The sequence below is a fragment of the Prochlorococcus sp. MIT2302 genome, assembly GCF_059772385.1.
On the sequence record NZ_CM186285.1, the window covers coordinates 1,168,282 to 1,185,226 of the forward strand.

The 16,945-nt window shown below is 36.2% G+C and carries 15 protein-coding genes, 1 tRNA gene and 1 other RNA gene; 5 read left to right on the top strand and 12 right to left on the bottom strand.

What is annotated here, in order from left to right:
• Window positions 1-71: 71 nt before the first annotated feature.
• A complete protein-coding gene (locus tag AC6EI2_RS06860) occupies window positions 72-1,622 on the top strand; it encodes a bifunctional pantoate--beta-alanine ligase/(d)CMP kinase (RefSeq protein WP_498461610.1) in 1,551 nt (516 codons plus the stop codon).
• Here the strand turns inward: AC6EI2_RS06860 and AC6EI2_RS06865 are convergent.
• The 4 genes from AC6EI2_RS06865 to AC6EI2_RS06880 all read right to left on the bottom strand — a co-directional run bounded on the left by AC6EI2_RS06865 (window position 1,612) and on the right by AC6EI2_RS06880 (window position 4,475).
• A complete protein-coding gene (locus AC6EI2_RS06865) occupies window positions 1,612-2,085 on the bottom strand; it encodes a low molecular weight protein-tyrosine-phosphatase (RefSeq protein ID WP_498461611.1) in 474 nt (157 codons plus the stop codon). The genes AC6EI2_RS06860 and AC6EI2_RS06865 overlap by 11 nt on opposite strands.
• Before the next feature lie 18 nt (window positions 2,086-2,103).
• Entirely contained in the window at window positions 2,104-2,880 is a 777-nt protein-coding gene (locus AC6EI2_RS06870) for a phycoerythrobilin:ferredoxin oxidoreductase (RefSeq protein WP_498461612.1), read from the bottom strand.
• Between the two features lie 27 nt (window positions 2,881-2,907).
• Window positions 2,908-3,609, bottom strand: coding sequence for a 15,16-dihydrobiliverdin:ferredoxin oxidoreductase (locus AC6EI2_RS06875; protein WP_498461613.1), 702 nt, complete (start codon window positions 3,607-3,609; stop codon window positions 2,908-2,910).
• A gap of 158 nt (window positions 3,610-3,767) precedes the next feature.
• A complete protein-coding gene (locus tag AC6EI2_RS06880) occupies window positions 3,768-4,475 on the bottom strand; it encodes a biliverdin-producing heme oxygenase (protein WP_498461614.1) in 708 nt (235 codons plus the stop codon).
• A gap of 79 nt (window positions 4,476-4,554) precedes the next feature.
• Between AC6EI2_RS06880 and AC6EI2_RS06885 the strand changes: the two genes are divergently transcribed.
• Window positions 4,555-5,979: an NADP-dependent isocitrate dehydrogenase gene (locus AC6EI2_RS06885; protein ID WP_498461615.1), complete on the top strand. Its 1,425-nt coding sequence runs from the start codon at window positions 4,555-4,557 to the stop codon at window positions 5,977-5,979.
• Window positions 5,980-6,005: 26 nt separating this feature from the next.
• On the opposite strand, the gene AC6EI2_RS06890 is transcribed toward AC6EI2_RS06885, so the two are convergent.
• The 5 genes from AC6EI2_RS06890 to AC6EI2_RS06910 form a co-directional block, all read right to left on the bottom strand.
• The gene (locus tag AC6EI2_RS06890) at window positions 6,006-7,358 is read right to left on the bottom strand and encodes a four-carbon acid sugar kinase family protein (RefSeq protein WP_498461616.1); all 1,353 of its coding nucleotides are present in this window, start codon (window positions 7,356-7,358) and stop codon (window positions 6,006-6,008) included.
• Between the two features lie 30 nt (window positions 7,359-7,388).
• Window positions 7,389-8,573 carry an alpha-hydroxy acid oxidase gene (locus AC6EI2_RS06895; RefSeq protein ID WP_498461617.1) on the bottom strand — a complete coding sequence of 395 codons (1,185 nt, stop codon included), beginning with the start codon at window positions 8,571-8,573 and terminating at the stop codon, window positions 7,389-7,391.
• 145 nt (window positions 8,574-8,718) lie between these two features.
• Window positions 8,719-9,576, bottom strand: coding sequence for an aldose epimerase family protein (locus tag AC6EI2_RS06900; protein WP_498461618.1), 858 nt, complete (start codon window positions 9,574-9,576; stop codon window positions 8,719-8,721).
• A 3-nt stretch (window positions 9,577-9,579) separates the two neighbouring features.
• Complete coding sequence (locus AC6EI2_RS06905) at window positions 9,580-10,491, bottom strand: alpha/beta fold hydrolase (RefSeq protein ID WP_498461619.1); 912 nt, start codon at window positions 10,489-10,491, stop codon at window positions 9,580-9,582.
• A 115-nt stretch (window positions 10,492-10,606) separates the two neighbouring features.
• Window positions 10,607-11,980, bottom strand: a complete 1,374-nt coding sequence (locus tag AC6EI2_RS06910) for a cation:proton antiporter (protein WP_498461620.1) — start codon at window positions 11,978-11,980, stop codon at window positions 10,607-10,609.
• A 165-nt stretch (window positions 11,981-12,145) separates the two neighbouring features.
• Between AC6EI2_RS06910 and AC6EI2_RS06915 the strand changes: the two genes are divergently transcribed.
• A complete protein-coding gene (locus tag AC6EI2_RS06915) occupies window positions 12,146-14,665 on the top strand; it encodes a glycogen/starch/alpha-glucan phosphorylase (protein ID WP_498461621.1) in 2,520 nt (839 codons plus the stop codon).
• Window positions 14,666-14,669: 4 nt separating this feature from the next.
• Here AC6EI2_RS06915 and AC6EI2_RS06920 read toward each other — a convergent pair whose 3' ends face one another.
• The 3 genes from AC6EI2_RS06920 to AC6EI2_RS06930 form a co-directional block, all read right to left on the bottom strand.
• Entirely contained in the window at window positions 14,670-15,122 is a 453-nt protein-coding gene (locus AC6EI2_RS06920) for a DUF8661 family protein (RefSeq protein WP_498461622.1), read from the bottom strand.
• Between the two features lie 36 nt (window positions 15,123-15,158).
• Window positions 15,159-15,497, bottom strand: a complete 339-nt coding sequence (locus tag AC6EI2_RS06925) for a DUF8670 family protein (protein ID WP_498461623.1) — start codon at window positions 15,495-15,497, stop codon at window positions 15,159-15,161.
• Window positions 15,498-15,597: 100 nt separating this feature from the next.
• Window positions 15,598-15,671, bottom strand: a tRNA-Arg gene (locus AC6EI2_RS06930).
• A 35-nt stretch (window positions 15,672-15,706) separates the two neighbouring features.
• Between AC6EI2_RS06930 and rnpB the strand changes: the two genes are divergently transcribed.
• Window positions 15,707-16,109: RNase P RNA component class A (gene rnpB / locus AC6EI2_RS06935), an RNA gene on the top strand.
• Window positions 16,110-16,182: 73 nt separating this feature from the next.
• Window positions 16,183-16,935 carry a ribonuclease III gene (rnc, locus tag AC6EI2_RS06940; RefSeq protein WP_498461624.1) on the top strand — a complete coding sequence of 251 codons (753 nt, stop codon included), beginning with the start codon at window positions 16,183-16,185 and terminating at the stop codon, window positions 16,933-16,935.
• Window positions 16,936-16,945 lie beyond the last annotated feature (10 nt).

Consider the following 16,945-nt stretch of genomic DNA (forward strand, 5'->3'; position numbering starts at 1 on the left):
TGGAATCAGTATGCAATCAACCTATTTCATTTCAATCATAAGTTTATGAAATTAATTTGTTTACCAACATAGTGGGAAAAAAAATCTTCCAAAATAATGCTGAATTACAAGATTGGCTTAGTGAACAACATTCAGCAATAATTTTCATCCCAACTATGGGAGGGCTTCACCCTGGGCACCAATATTTAATTCAGAAAGCTAAAAAAAGGAAAACCAACAAAAGTCAAATCATTCTTGTAAGTGTTTTTGTCAATCCATTGCAATTTAGCAAGGGCGAAGACTTCAAAAAATATCCTAGAAATATAACTAGAGATTCTGAATTAGCTTTTAGTGCAGGAGCAGATGCAATTTGGGCTCCAGATTATATTGACGTTTTTCCAGGAGGCGAAGATTCATATTTCAAAATTCAAGTTCCTAAAACTTTGCACAATCAATTATGTGGTGCTGAAAGAAAAGGACATTTTGATGGAGTTGCGACCGTAATTATTCGTCTCATAAAAATTATCAAGCCAGAGAAACTAATTCTTGGAGAAAAAGATTGGCAACAATTACTTATCATTAGAAAACTTTTTCAAGAACTCTCCATACCTATAAAAATTGAATCCTTTTCTACACAAAGAGATCAAAGTGGATTAGCTTATAGTTCAAGAAATGCTTATCTAAGTCATTCTGAAAGATCAAATGCTCAGGCTTTACCCAATGTAATTCAAGAAGCAAAAAATGATTTTGTTAAAGACAAGATCATTAGTCTCAAAAAGATAGACTCCAAACTTAAAGCAAGCAATTTAGAAATCGAATACATAAAAATCGTAGATGCATTTTCATTGCAAGAAAAAAAGAATATAAATGGTATATGTCTTTTAGCCGCAGCAGTAAGATGTGGTTCTACGAGGCTCATCGATCACACTTTTCTTATGCATAGAAAACCAATTATTGCAATTGATGGTCCAGCAGGTGCTGGTAAAAGCACAGTAACGAAAGAATTTGCAAAGAGACTTGGTTTTATTTATTTAGATACTGGTGCAATGTATAGAGCAGTCACTTGGTTAATACTCAAAAATTCGATTGATCCAAATAACCAAGTTGCAATAAAAAACATCTTAAAAGATGTAAAATTAGAGTTTAAAAACTCAAGTTTTGATGAGCAAAGAATATTAATTAACAGCACTGATGTAACAGAAAAAATACGATCACCAGAAGTTACTTCAATGGTTTCTGAAATTGCTAAACAACAATTCGTTAGAGAGTTACTCACAACAAGACAACAAGTTATTGGAGATCATGGAGGTTTGATTGCTGAAGGGAGAGACATCGGAACAGCTGTATTCCCTGAGGCAGATGTAAAAATCTTTTTGACAGCTACTCCAAAAGAAAGGGCCAAACGAAGATCTCTTGACTTAGAAAAAAGAGGTTATGAATACTCCAGCATTGAAGATCTTGAAAAAGAAATTAAAGAAAGAGACAAAAAAGATACAGAAAGAGCAATCGCCCCCTTAAGAAAAGCTCAAGATGCCATAGAACTTGTTACCGATGGACTGAATATTGAAGACGTATTAGAAGAAATGACTTATATTTTTAGATCAAAAATTCCTGAAGAAATCTGGCCAACACCTACTCTATAAGACTATCGATTAATTCTTCAATAGCATCATCCAATAAATCTAGAACCTTTTCGAATCCATTTTGACCTCCATAATAAGGATCAGGAACTTCATCTAATTGTGATTTTTTAGAATAACTTAAAATAAGATTTATTTTTGAATTAATAGTTTGCATATCATCTTTAATTAATGATTTAACAGCATTCAGATTATCTTTATCCATAACAAGAATATGATCAAATTCATATAAATCATTTTCTTCTATTTGTCTCGCTCGACTGGTTAGTTCTATTCCCCTCGATAATGCTGTTGTACGCATTCTTTGATCAGGAAGATTTCCTACATGCCAACTACCAGTTCCTGCGGAATCAACCACAAAAAGATTTTCTAAATCTCTCTCTTTAATTTTTTGATTAAAAATCCCTTCCGCTGCCGGAGAACGACATATATTTCCCAAGCAAACAAAGAGAATTTTTTTTACCATTTTTTGAATTTATTTATTTTATTTTAAATCAAAAAGAATATTATTTATATAGCTTTCAGTCCATGTTTCTCCAAAAAAGCCCTTTAACATACCTCTTGCAGGATCTTTTTCAGCCCTGTATCGCATATATTCTTTTTGACCATTTAACATTTTAAAAGATCTTTCCTTAGAAATCATTTTTGCGTCTCTCACTAAATCAAAGAAACAATTCAAGTATTCAACAAAAGCAGGTTTAATTATCTGACTAATTAATTTATCACCTTCTTCTCCTAATGGAATTCTAGACCAAAGAAAAGCAGGGGAGAAATATTGAATAGCCTCAGAAGGAATATCACCTCCTGGTGGTAGTTTTGATTGCCAGTTAGCATGTATAGGTTTTAACTTATCCCAAACATGTTGAGTATGATTTATATCGTCTTTTAAAGCAGGTTGAAGATCTAAAGCAATAAGATGACCATTTGGAAGTGTTACAAAATCGGCTCCAAAAAAAGGTAAATCATAATTATTGAAAGGTGAGATTACCAAATTCATGACAGAAGTGATTTCACCAGCTTGTAGGCAAGCACATCTAGCCTGTCGTATTTTTTTTGTCTTTAAACCCCATGTTTCCAAAATAACTTTTTTAGGATTAGAACTTGAACCAAATAAGGATTCTTTGAAAAGAAAAGCATTATTGATCGGATAAGGGTTAGGTCCAAAAATAGAAAACTTCTTAATAGTTTCATCCAAGAAATAAGCCCAACGCCAATTACTTATTGAAATAGGGGCAAGACTATTATTTCGGTTACTTTGCATTTAAAGATAAAAATGTAGAATTAATGCTTATAGGGTTAAAGGAAATAAAAATTCATTCATATATTTCTCTGACCATTCTTTGCCAAAAAAGCCAGAAAACAAACCATGAGCTGGATCTTTTTCAGCACTATATTTATTATAATCCATATGCAATAAGTTTATCTCCTGCGATTTAATATAATTTTCATTAACTTTAGATAAATCAAGATTAACCCAATAACATTTAAGAAAAGAGCTAAAAACTTTTGGTAAAATTTTGTCTGCTTCAAAATAACCACCTTTGCAAAATAAAGCCCATGGAGAGAAGTATTTCATTGGATCATATATATTACTTTTCATATCAGAATTAAATTCATAAAAAGATTTTTTTATGCTTTTTAAGCCATCAAAGTATCTATCAAAATATTCTTTATCTTGAACAAGAGGCTGAAAGTCAAGAATAGCAACTAGCTTTTCTTTTTTCTCAAACCATAAAAGATCAATGCCCATAATGGGCATATCATTTTGATCATTCGGATAAGCAACTGAATTTAATACTTGAAGACGATCTCCGGCATCTAATCTGGTCACTCTCCATCTTCGAAATCCAGGAACATCCCATAACCAGCTATTGAGTTTATGATTGCCTTTTGTAGAAACGCGTTCACAAAATTCATTCGGAACGATCAAATTTTGACCGCCATGATCAAGAATATTTTTATTTAATTCACTTAAAAGATCATCAAACATCTATGGTAATCTCCTTAGAGGATTTAATAATTTTCTATCTATGCAAGTGATTAAATCAGTTAAAATGAATAAATTCAAACATTTTTAGTATTCTAATAGATATCTTAATAGATACTGAATTTAAAGAAAGGAATAATCTTTAGAAAAAATTAATTTCACTACTCGGTACTACCTTTTCGCTTTTTATTTGCAAAAAATCTAAACAAAACTTTTCCAATAGCAGCAATTAAATTTCCTTCTAATTCATTAAATATATCCATATTGTATTTAAAAGATCTATTAGCTTCTTCAATAATTGAATCTGCTATCTTTTGATCAATCGGAAGATTATCCAAGGTATTTCGATACTTGATTTTAAATTCTTTTTCATTTGTAATGTCCTCAAAAATATAAAAGCTAAGTCCCTCATCACCAGGAAGATTCATGGCTTTTTTAGTGATGGTTTTCAAAAGCTGTCCCCCAGATAAGTCACCTATATATCTGCTGTAATGATGCCCAATTAAAAGTTCTGGATTATCTTTAGCAATTTGTCTAATTCTTGCTTCATATTCAACAGCTGGCTTAGAGGGTTTTACCAATTCCGACCACTTACTACCAAAGTAGAACGAAAGATCTTGTTCTAATTTTTCCTTGCGAAAAAGCTCTTTAAATCCAATTGGAGAAATTATGGGATGAGAATTTTCACAAAGTTTTTCTATCTCCTCCTCCATCGCAGAGTAAACAAAATATAAATCAGCTAATAAATTTCTGTATGAGGACTTATCAACTACTCCCTTGAGAAAACAACTTATAAAACCTGTATTCTCAGCCATCGTATGAGACTTTTTAGTCCCTTCACGAAGTTGCCTAGCCAAGGCTACTGCCATGAGTTCAAAATCATTTAATCAAAACTTACCACTTAGACATAAGCTCAACATTAGATCTATTAATCCGTGAATAAAAATTATGGCAAATTTTGAAAAGCTCATTGCCCCATCAGAAGGCCAAAAAATTACTTTTGTTGATGGAAACCCAGTAGTCCCAGATCATCCAATTATTCCATTTATCCGAGGTGATGGAACAGGAATAGATATTTGGCCTGCTACACAATTAGTAATCGATCAAGCCATTAAAAAAGCATATGGAAAAAACAGATCCATAGAGTGGTTCAAAATCTATGCGGGTGATGAAGCTTGCGACTTATATGGAACCTATCAATACTTACCTAATGACACTCTTGAGGCGATAAGAACTTACGGCATAGCAATCAAAGGACCTTTAACAACGCCAGTAGGCGGAGGGATACGATCTTTAAACGTATCTTTAAGACAGATTTTTGATTTATATTCATGCGTTAGACCTTGCAAATATTACGAAGGAACTCCAAGCCCTCATAAAAAGCCGCAAAATTTAGATGTAATTGTATATCGAGAAAATACTGAGGATATCTATATGGGCATTGAATGGGAATCTGATGATCCCGAAGGCATCAAATTAATTGATAAACTCAATAATGAAATAATTCCAGCCAGCCAAAAACTAAAAAACAGGCAAATTCCTAACGGAGCAGGTATAGGAATTAAGCCCGTTAGCAAAAGTGGTAGTCAGAGACACATTAGGCGAGCGATTAAACATGCACTCACTCTTGAGGGGGACAAAAGACATGTGACTTTAGTTCATAAAGGAAATATCATGAAATTTACTGAAGGAGCTTTCAGAGATTGGGGATACGAATTAGCAACCACAGAATTCAGGAATGTATGCGTAACCGAGAGAGAAAGTTGGATTTTAGAAAATCTAGAAAAAAATCCTGGCATCACCAATGAGGAGAATGCTGAGTTAATTGATCCAGGTTATTCATCTTTAACAACAGAGAAAAAGAAAGCTATTTGTGATGAAGTTTATTCGGTACTAACAAGCATTGGTGCTAGTCATGGCAATGGGAAATGGAAGGACATGGTGATGGTTGATGACCGAATCGCAGATAGTATTTTTCAACAAATTCAAACTCGCCCTCAAGAGTATTCCATCCTTGCAACTCTCAATTTAAATGGTGATTACATTTCAGATGCGGCCGCAGCAATTGTTGGTGGACTGGGGATGGCACCAGGAGCAAACATTGGAGATACAGCGGCTATTTTCGAAGCCACCCATGGGACAGCTCCAAAACATGCAGGTTTAGACAGAATAAATCCAGGTTCAGTAATACTTAGTGGAGTAATGATGCTGGAATATTTAGGTTGGCATGAGGCAGCAAAATTAATTACAAATGGGTTGAGCAAATCTATTTCAGACAAACAAGTTACTTATGATCTGGCACGATTAATGGAACCCCGCGTAGCTCCTCTTAGTTGTAGTGATTTTGCTAAATCAATTATTGAAAGATTTTAATTAAATATTTTTTAAAATCCCCAAAATCAAGGTTTTGACTCCATCAATCTAAACGACTCGAGAAGTGTTTGCGCATTGCCTAGATTACCTGGAAAAGTAACTACTGGTAAATCATATTGATTAGAGTTACTTTTTACTATTGACAATCCTGGTAATATTTGACCTTTTAAATCCACCTGATTAAAATTCAACCCCTTTTGAAGCAAAAGTTGTGTTGTAATACCTCCTTTACTAATAATATAACCAAACTTATTACTTATTTTTCCAACTAGAATAGCCATAAACTCTGCAAGTTCCAATCCAAAATTCATTCTTCTAGAGTAAGAAGAAAACTTAATTTCTTCTCTAGAAGTATATAAAACAGGTACTTTTTTTATATCCAATATATCATCTATTTTCGATAACAATATTTTCTCCAGCTTTAAGATATCTTCTTGAGAATCTTCTAAAGCAAAAATATCAGCTAATGTACTGACTGGTATTTCTAAACCTTCACAGAGCTTATCTTTCATTAAAACCTCTAATTGATCTGTCGCTAATTGCACATGAGAGCCAACCATTATCAAACCTGGCTTATATTCAAGCTGATTATTTTTTGATTTTAAAGACACTAAATCTGCATTATCTTGAGGGTTAGGTGGTAATTCAGATAAAGAGTTGATAAAGCTTGCAGCTGTTCTGAAAAGAAATTTTTTTTCTCGAGAAACTACTTTAATCGCCCTAGCGAGGGTTTCTAAATGATGAGGTAATTTAGCATCAACAACTACTGAAATGTTATTTTCTAATTTAGACAAAAAGATCAAAAGAGATTTAAAGCCATCCTCATTGTTAAAGGCCATGTCTAATTCTTTAATTTCAATATGCAAGATATTTTCCGCCTGTATCTTTCCAAAACTTTTTTCTTCAATCCATTTAGCTAAATCACTAGTAGAAAATCCAAAAATATTATCACGGCCAAAATCCGTTTTATGAACTGGTATTCCATTTAAATAATGAATTCGATTCTCAGTTGTTCTTCCACCTTCCAAAAAAGCTGGGATGTGAAATGTTGCATGAAATGGTCCTAATTCTTCTGCAAGAATTTCAGGTTCTAAAACACCATGACCACGTAATGTTGAATCACCTCTACTTATATAAAAATAATCATCTTTGGAAAACCCTTTTCTTAAAAAAAACTTTTTAATAGATGAGCATATTTCTCTAGTTTTCTGGATAGCCAAAACAGAAGATAAAGATCTTGTATTAGCGAGTATAAATATCAAAGGCGAAGATTTTAAGAATGCTTCCTCAAGAGTTTTTTCATCCCAATTTAATAATAATGGGCATCCATAAACAGTTTGAGATCCAGTTGGATCATCATCAAAAATAATTATTTTCATAATGCATTAATCTATTATTTAATAAACGATTTATTCGAATCTCTCCCAACTTTCAGGAACTTGAATATAAGACTTATTTAAATCGGCAACAGACCCACACCCTAATAGTTTCATTGTTCTCACAATATCCGTTTGAAGAATTTCTATAGCTCTGGCAACACCTTTACCTCCTGCAGCGGCAAGTCCATAAGCATAGGCTCTACCTATCAACACTCCTTTCGCGCCAAGACATAATGCTTTCACTACATCACTACCTCTGCGAATACCTCCATCTAGCAACACATCTATCTTTCCATCCACTGCAGCTAAAACTTCTGGCAAAACACGGATCGTGGGAGCAACGCTATCAAGTTGTCTGGCTCCATGATTAGAAATAACAATCGCATCAGCACCTAGCTCTACAGCTTTTTTTGCGTCATCACCAATATGTATTCCTTTAACAATAATTTTTCCACCCCACGCTTCGCGTATCCATTGAAGATCCTCCCAAGTAACAACTGATTGCTCTAAAGCAGGTCCAATTGCCGTATATCTCATAGGGCCATCATCAAGTTGAACATTTGGAAAACTCATCAAGCCGCCATCACTTAACCATTGAGTCATCCAGCATGGTTTAACTAAGATTTGAGGAATATATGGAAGCATTTCAAAAGGATTCATTGATAAAAGCTGTTGTGTTCCTGATCGCATATCTCTTTCCCTTAAACCAGATACGGGCGTATCAATAGTTACAACTATTGCTGAGAATCCTGACTCTTTAGCTCTTGCAATTGTTTTTAACGCGACTTCTTTACCACCTAGCAAATAAAGCTGATACCAAGCTGGACCGCTTGTAGCCGCTTTAACATCCTCCAATAAGCAACCTGAGAGAGTCGACAATGTATAACCTGTCCCGGCTTTTCCTGCCTCTCTAGCCGCAACCACTTCTCCTTGGGGGTAGAACATCCTGCTACTACCTACTGGTCCCAACAAGAAAGGAAGTTGAAATTTCTGATCTAAAACAGATATTCCAAGATCACACGATGGAACAGAAACTGCACATCTAGGTCTAAATAGAATTTCATTATATGCGTTGCAATTTTGTGAAAGTGTTTGTTCTCTATCTGCACCACTATCTATATAGTTAAAAACCATAGCCGGTAGACGATTCTTTGCTCTAGACCTGAGGTCCTCAATATTAAGTACGCCTGGAGAGGAAACATCTGCTCCTAACATTATTCATCACAAATTCATGAATGATGAATCTATAATATATTGTTCATAGATGCAAAAACGAAAAAAATATTGAAATATTTGTCATACAAAAATTATAAATTAAAATTTAATTAGTTACAAATTATACGCGTCAATAGTTAGATAACTAAAAGGAATTATGCTTAAAAGTAGTAAATAATTCTGTATATTCTTCTGGTTGAATTTGAAGTTTTCGATCTCCAGTTACCAATGAATTCCTTGGACTAGTCCAAGGCTCAAGACAAACCATTTTCCTTGGTGGATCAGTCCATATAACAGTTGTATCCATTGGGTATTGGTGAATTAATTCAATTACGTTTCTAGATTGACAGTCATATAGTTTAACCGAACTAGAAGGATAAGAAACGAAATCAACTCCTTTATCTAAAATTCTTGTTTGGTCAGAGGAATTCGTAACTTTCATATTTGTTTGATCAATACATTTTTCAGACAAACCATCAATCTTTATTTTTTGTAAATTTGAAACTTGAAAGTATGGGTGCAAGCCAAAACTAAAGGGCATACATTCTCTACTCTGATTGTAAATCTTAACAGATATGTGAAGAGTTTTTTCTTTCAAGGAAACGTCCATCAACAAGGTAAAAAAGAAAGGAAAACAAGACAGCGAATCCTTTGTATCAACTAGCTTTAATCTGATTCCTAATGTATCTTCTAATAAATCAATTGACCAAGGCAAATCTCTTGCGAATCCGTGCTGTTTTAAACAATGTTTATTACCACCAATTAAATAACTCTCAGATAAATCACCACAGATGGGGAAAAGGATAGGTATTCCACCTCTGACACTTTTGTCTTCATTCAGAAAACGATCTAAATCAAAATACAAAAGGTCTTTGCCTTCACTTCGCCATTCAGTAATCAAGCCTCCTCTTTCAGGAACAATTCTTATAGATGAATCATATTCAGTATTTGAATATTCCCAATGAGGATAAGGATTTGTCCTCTTCGAGAAACTTATGGGCATGGATTAAAACTGATCAATCCATTCTAAGAGAGCGGAATTAACCTGATCGGGAACTTCATCATGAGGACAATGACCAGCATCTAAAACAACTTCTTTTGTATTTACTGGAGTGTGTTTTTTATAAGTCGCTCGTTTACCAGGTGCATTCATCCAAGGGTCTCGATTGCCCCAGAGCAGTAACAACGGTGCTTTCAACTGAGCAAACAATTCATCCAGTGGTCTTCCCTCAGGTCCTGCAGGGTCAAAAACACTTTTGAAGACATTGAAAGCCCCAGCATCCAAAGATGGTTTTCGGATAGCTTCTACCAATTCATCATCAACGTTCGATGTGTCTATATAAACTTGCTTCAAGGTCCGTCTAATCGTCGAGGGCTGTCTAAGGTTCTCAAAAATTATCCTTTGCAATAAGATATTTTTGAGAAAGATCCCAGCAACGGTTTTTCTAGCAGTAGCCCAAAATCCTTTAGTCGGCTTTTTGTCTTCACTGAAATAACCAGCTGCGTTTAACAACACAACACCTGCTGCATCAGTACCCAATGCAGCGCCGCTAGCAAGCGCTGCATATCCCCCAAGCGAGTTGCCCACTAGTATTGTGGGTCTCCGAATATTTTCTTTTACGTACGAGACTATTTGATCTTTCCAAAGCGGACCTCCATAAGAAAGACCAACGGGTTTAGAACTTTTACCAAAGCCCAGAAGATCCAAGGCATGAACTTCATACTGCTTCCCGAGTACTGGCAAGTTATGTCTCCAATGTTTTGTTGATGCACCAAAGCCATGGATTAAAAGAATCGCCGGCCCTTTTTCCTTGTCAGTCTTGCTTTTGTGCGAAGCAGGTATAATGCTCAAACTGTGAACAGAATGTCCTAAAAATTTCCATTCAGAAAGATTTTTTTCTACTACTGAGGAAACCATTTAAGAATAAGCTGATGAAACCGATATTAGTAAATCATTGATAAGAATAGATTGGTAATTTTATTTCTTTTTTTCGAAATTTCCTCACCTAGAAAATTAGCAATTTAAAAATTTTTTAGACTAACCCCACCGGATCTGCCGCAACCTCATCAGGAATGGAATTACCTCCTGAAGGTGGCTTATCTTTCAAGACAACTCTGAGTAGAACAGGAGCCAAAAATGTTGTTCCAATGACCATCAACAAAATCGCAGCCTCCAGAGAGGGTGTAAGCAAACCGGCACTTGTTCCCAAGCCAAGAAAAATCAATCCCACTTCTCCTCTAGGCATCATTCCCAAACCAACAACTAATCGATTTGTTGGTTTATCAATAATGAATGACCATCCAGCTGCAATCTTTCCAACAATTGCGACAAGAAAAAGGAAACCTGCCACAACCAAAGCAGATCGACTCTCGGGATCTAAAGGGTTGATTACTGAAAGATCCATTCCAGCACCAACTAATACGAAAAAAATTGTTGCGAATAGTGAAACCAAGGGCAAAACAGATTGTTGTATCGCGTGATTATTCTTTGAACTACTGAGAATCAACCCTGCTGCGAAAGCCCCCAATGCTGCCTCTAGACCAATTGCAGTGGCAATAAAACAACTTAAAACCAATATCACAAAAGATGCGACTACAACCGCACCTGGCGCTTTTAGCCTTTCTAGTAACCAATCAAAAGCTGGAGCGGCTGTTCTACTCAAGGCAATTGCAGCAATAACAAAAACAGTTGCAGCCAAAACCAACTTGACAATAGGTGCTATTTGAAGCGAACCTCCTGTTGCAAGAGCAACTACAACAGCAAGAATCACAATTCCAAGAATGTCATCCAGGACGGCTGCACCAATAACAATCTGTCCCTCACGCGTTTTTAGATATCCAAGCTCACCAAAAACACTTGCTGTTATCCCTATGCTCGTAGCTGTCATGGATGCACCAGCAAATATCGCAGGAATAATATCTACTTGGAAAATAAACATTAATCCAAAGGTTCCAAAAGCGAATGGCAAAATCACTCCTGCCATTGCAACTGTGAAGGCTTGTGCTCCCACTGCCACTAATTCTTCTAATTCACTCTCCAAACCAGTAAGAAAAAGCAATGCATAAAGCCCTAATGTTGCTACTGCCTGCAATGAAGGAAAAGTTTCAAAATAGATATCCGGAACTGCTTCTTTTGGTATTGATGCAAGAGAACTTATCAGAGATATAAAGCCTTGATTTAATTCAGCATGTGCACTGGGCGGCAATAAAAGATGTAATCCTGAAGCACCAATTAAAACCCCTGCAAGAAGTTCTCCAACAATTGTAGGCAAACTTAGTCGCACCAGGATTTCTGCCAAAGTCCTTGCAGCCACAAAAATCATTAAGAAGTTAATGACCCCAATTAGAGTTTCCGCGACCTCTACATCATGTGTATTTAGTACAGAGACTAAAGGAGTTAATACCATCAGGTGTCCAGCAAAAGCCTTTTCTTTTATGACATAAATTACCTAATCATGGGGCCTATTTGGTTTAAGTATCAAAGGTGACTTAACCAATAAGGTGTGGATCTGAAGTTACTAACAGCTTACTGGGTCGATTTTGGCTAGCGTCCAAAGACATTTAATGCCTTTATGAGCAGCTCCCAGTCTATAGATCTGCGTCTGCCGACCCCAGGATGCTATGCAGATCCTGTCAGGGCTGGCATGGATGCTGATGCAGTCTTCGATGGAATGACTGAACATCTTTTTTTCACACTCGGAAAACTCGCTACATCAGCAAGTCTTCGAGATCTCTACATGGCTTTAAGTTTTGCTGTAAGAGACAGATTGATGAGCAGATATCTCACAAGTCAGGAGACAATAAGGGCTAGACCTCAAAAAACAGTCGCATATCTTTCCGCTGAATTTCTAATAGGGCCTCAACTTAATAATAATTTATTAAATCTAGGGATAAAAAAAGAAGCAGAAGAAGCTCTTAAAAGGTTTGGAATTGAATCTCTAAATGACATTTTGGAAGTAGAGGAAGAGCCTGGGCTTGGAAATGGAGGTTTAGGTAGACTGGCAGCTTGCTATATGGAGTCACTCGCAAGTCTTCAGGTCCCTGCAGTTGGTTATGGAATAAGGTACGAATTTGGCATTTTCAACCAATTAATCAGAGATGGTTGGCAAGTGGAAGTTACTGATAAATGGCTTAAAGGAGGTTGGCCTTGGGAATTGCCACAACCAGACGAGGCTTGTTTAGTCGGTTTTGGTGGACAGACAGAAAGTTACACAGACGATAATGGAAATTATCGATCCAGATGGATTCCAAGCGAACATGCAATAGGTGTTCCACATGATGTCCCTGTACTTGGTTATCGAGTTAACAGTTGTGATCGCTTGAGGTTATGGAGAGCTGATGCAACCGAAAGTTTTGATTTTTATGCTTTCAACATTGGAGATTATTACGGTGCTGTTGAAGAGAAAGTAGCCTCAGAAACTCTTTCAAAGGTGTTATATCCGAATGATGGAACTGATGAAGGAAGAAGATTGCGCTTGAAGCAACAGCACTTTTTTGTAAGTTGCTCTCTGCAAGATATGCTGCGAAGTTTAGAAAAGCGATCAATACCTGTCGATGAATTTCCAGATCATTGGACTGTTCAACTTAATGACACCCATCCAGCAATTGCTGTCGCTGAGTTAATGAGACTTTTAATCGATCAACATCGATTGGATTGGGATAAAGCCTGGGAAATCACTAATAGATCTGTTGCTTACACAAACCATACTTTGCTACCTGAAGCTCTTGAGAAATGGGACCTCAGCCTTTTTCGAAATTTATTACCCAGGCACCTAGAACTTATATACGAGATAAACAGGAGATTCCTGCAACAAGTAAGACTTAAGTATCCAGGAAACGATTCGATTTTACGTAAACTTTCAATTATTGATGAAGAAGGTGGAAAAGCCATACGAATGGCTCATTTAGCGACAATTGGAGCACATCATGTAAATGGAGTAGCCGCATTACATTCAGATTTAATCAAGAGGCAATTACTACCTGAATTCGCAGAGCTATGGCCTGAAAAATTCACTAACGTCACAAACGGCGTAACCCCTCGTAGATGGGTTGCTCTAGCAAATCCTGAACTTTCAAAACTTCTTGACAAAGAAATTGGTCCGAATTGGATTACTAACATGGATCTATTACGTGAACTAGAAAAAAAAGAAAATGACTCTAATTTTTTAGATCTGTTTGCTTCAGCCAAATTATCTGGCAAAAGAAAACTTGCTGGTTACATACATCGACAAACTGGTGTTCTTGTTGATCCATCGAGTTTATTTGATGTTCAAGTTAAAAGAATTCACCAATATAAAAGACAGCATTTAAATGCTTTGCAAGTCATTGCTCAATATCTGAGGATTAAAAATGGATTAACAAAAAATATTGCACCCCGTACGATCATTTTTGGGGGTAAAGCTGCGCCAGGTTATTTCATGGCGAAATTAATGATTCGATTCATAAATGGCATAGCTGATGTAGTTAATGCAGATCCAGATATGGAGGGATTACTAAGGGTAGTTTTTCTGCCTGATTACAATGTAAAACTAGGAGAGCAAGTATATCCAGCGACTGATCTTTCCGAACAAATTTCAACTGCTGGCAAAGAAGCTTCAGGGACTGGAAATATGAAATTCGCAATGAATGGTGCCTTAACAATTGGAACCCTTGATGGAGCAAATGTAGAAATCAGAGAGAGAGTAGGACAAGAAAACTTCTTTTTGTTTGGAAAAACAGAGTCAGAGATCATGGAATTAAGAGATCAAGGTTATCGTCCAAATAACTTCATTTCCAAATCAAATGAACTACAAGAGACTCTAAAATTAATAGAAGTTGGGCATTTTAGTAATGGTGATAGTGAGCTATTTAAACCGATAATTAATATCTTGACTGGGAATGATCCTTTCTTTGTGATGGCAGATTTTGATGATTACCTTCGTGCACAAGATGAGGTTAGTAAGGCCTGGAAGAAGAGTCAAAAATGGAATCGCATGGCATTATTAAACACTGCAAGATCAGGTTTTTTCTCATCAGACAGATCTATTAGGGAATATTGTCAATCTATATGGAAAGTCAAGCCACTACCTGTAGAAATAAGTTGTGAAAAATAAATCCCTATTTTTCAGGCAAGTCAGGGGTTTGATGTAATAATCTGTTTAATCTTAATCTATCAATATTTAAGGGGTCTGGAGCCAGTTCACCAGCAACCTCTCTAAATATATCTTCAACCTCCTCGGAAACTTTAACATCGAAAACTCTTTCCATTAAAGCCTCAATGGAATATAGATGAGCATTAACATTCTCTAGATCAGAGATTACTTGTGTAATAGATTTTTCTTTTTTCTCAATAGACCCTATCTGACTAGTTTCCTCAGATTTGTTTGTTGAATTTGAATTAATTTTTTTTTGCAACTCTTCTAAAACTCTTCCACATAATGTTCTAAAAGATTGAAGAGCAGCCCAATTAAGCTCTTGTTGTTTACGCAAAGTGGGAAATTCTCTAATCAAACGATCATGTTCCCGATAAAATCTTAGGCAATCTGGACATTGGCATGGTTCTTCAGGCACCTTGATCAAGGCAGCTCATAACCATAATTGCATTTTTTAGGCCCTCATAGGGGGCTCATCATTAAAGAAGTCTCCTTCGACATCATTATTATCAGCATCTGAGCTTTCAGGCAAAGGTATTTCAACGCTAGTAACCACTTGAATGACATCACGTAATCTCATTGAATCTGCAAACCATCCCATGGCTTGTTCTGTATCACCTCTTCCTTCTGCATCATTAGCTTGATCTTCGTGTGCTTCAGCCAAAAGTGTTAACCAACATAAGCATCTAGCTTGAACAATTGATAAATCCAAATCACTTGGTTGCGATTTAGATATTTGCTCACTCTCTTGTTGAACAAGTAATCGTAAGCGAAGATCGTGAAGCTGGGCCATCTTGACTGATTCACTACATCAACGCTAGCGAGAGAGTAAGGATTTTGCACACCCACCACATATAGGACTACATATTTTTAGTTTTAATTCCTTTTTCGCACGGGGCTGGCGGGACTCGAACCCACGACCTACGGTTTAGGAAACCGTCGCTCTATCCAACTGAGCTACAGCCCCCTGAAATTAATTATGCCTTGAGGCATGATGGAGTGGAAAGCAGGGGAGGTAATCGCAATTGAACTTCAGCAAAAAGCTGAAGCATTGATTGAGGAAAGTCCGGGCTCCTATTTGGCCAGGCTTGCTGGGTAATTCCCAGTGCGGGTGACCGTGAGGATAGTGCCACAGAAACACACCGCCTAATGCTTAATGGGGAAATCCCAACAAGCACGGTAAGGGTGCAAAGGTGCGGTAAGAGCGCACCAGCAGCATCGAGAGGTGCTGGCTAGGTAAACCCCGGCTAGGAGCAAGGCGGGGGACTCTGGATGGCCATAGACCTTGTTCCCAAGGAGAGCCGCTCGAGGCTATCGGCAACGTTAGTCCCAGATAGATGATTGCCCATTCACTTTCTAAAGAAAGAAGAATGAACAGAACCCGGCTTATGACCTGCTTTCACTTAATTAATCTGATACAAAGAAATTACAGGCAAAATCCTTTTTTTCATAAATTAAATTATTTGCTTTAAATAATTATGCAAATTTCAATTCAAAGAATAGAAGAGATAATTAATTTTTTAAAAGGTCTAAATCTAGACCCAAAATATCAAAAAGAATTTACCAAAGAAAAAATAAAGAACATTTTATATATTAATGAGTCACTAACACATAGTTCAGCGAATAATGAAATTAATTATGAGAATCTTGAATTTCTTGGAGATGCAGTATTGAGACTCATTGCATCAGATTTCATAAAAAATAAATATCCATATATGCAAGTTGGAGAAAGGTCTGAACTCCGTTCTCATCTTGTAAGTGATCAGTGGCTAACAGAAGTTGGTAATAAAATAAATATAAAAAGTGTATTATTAATTGGCAAGAAAGCAATCAGAGATAAATCAGCAAATGCAACTATTCAAGCAGAGGCAACTGAGGCATTAATAGGAGCTTTGTATGAAAGTCTGGCTCTTTTGGATCCTATAAAAAATTTGCTTCTTCCATTCTGGGATAAAACTAGTAAAGAAGTTCTAGCTGATCCTCACAAGAAAAATTACAAATCAGCTCTTCAAGAATTGACCCAAAGTGAAGGATTATCTATTCCCGTCTATAAAACAATTGAAGTAGATAAAAAGCATGACAATCCAAAAAGATTTTTTTGTACTGTTTATATCAAAAATCTATCAATAGCAGAAGGTATTGGAAAATCAATCAAACAAGCAGAGAAAGATGCCGCAAAGAAAGCTCTAAAGCAACTTGATGATAATTTTATTAAGCAAGTCAGTAAGTAACGATGTAATT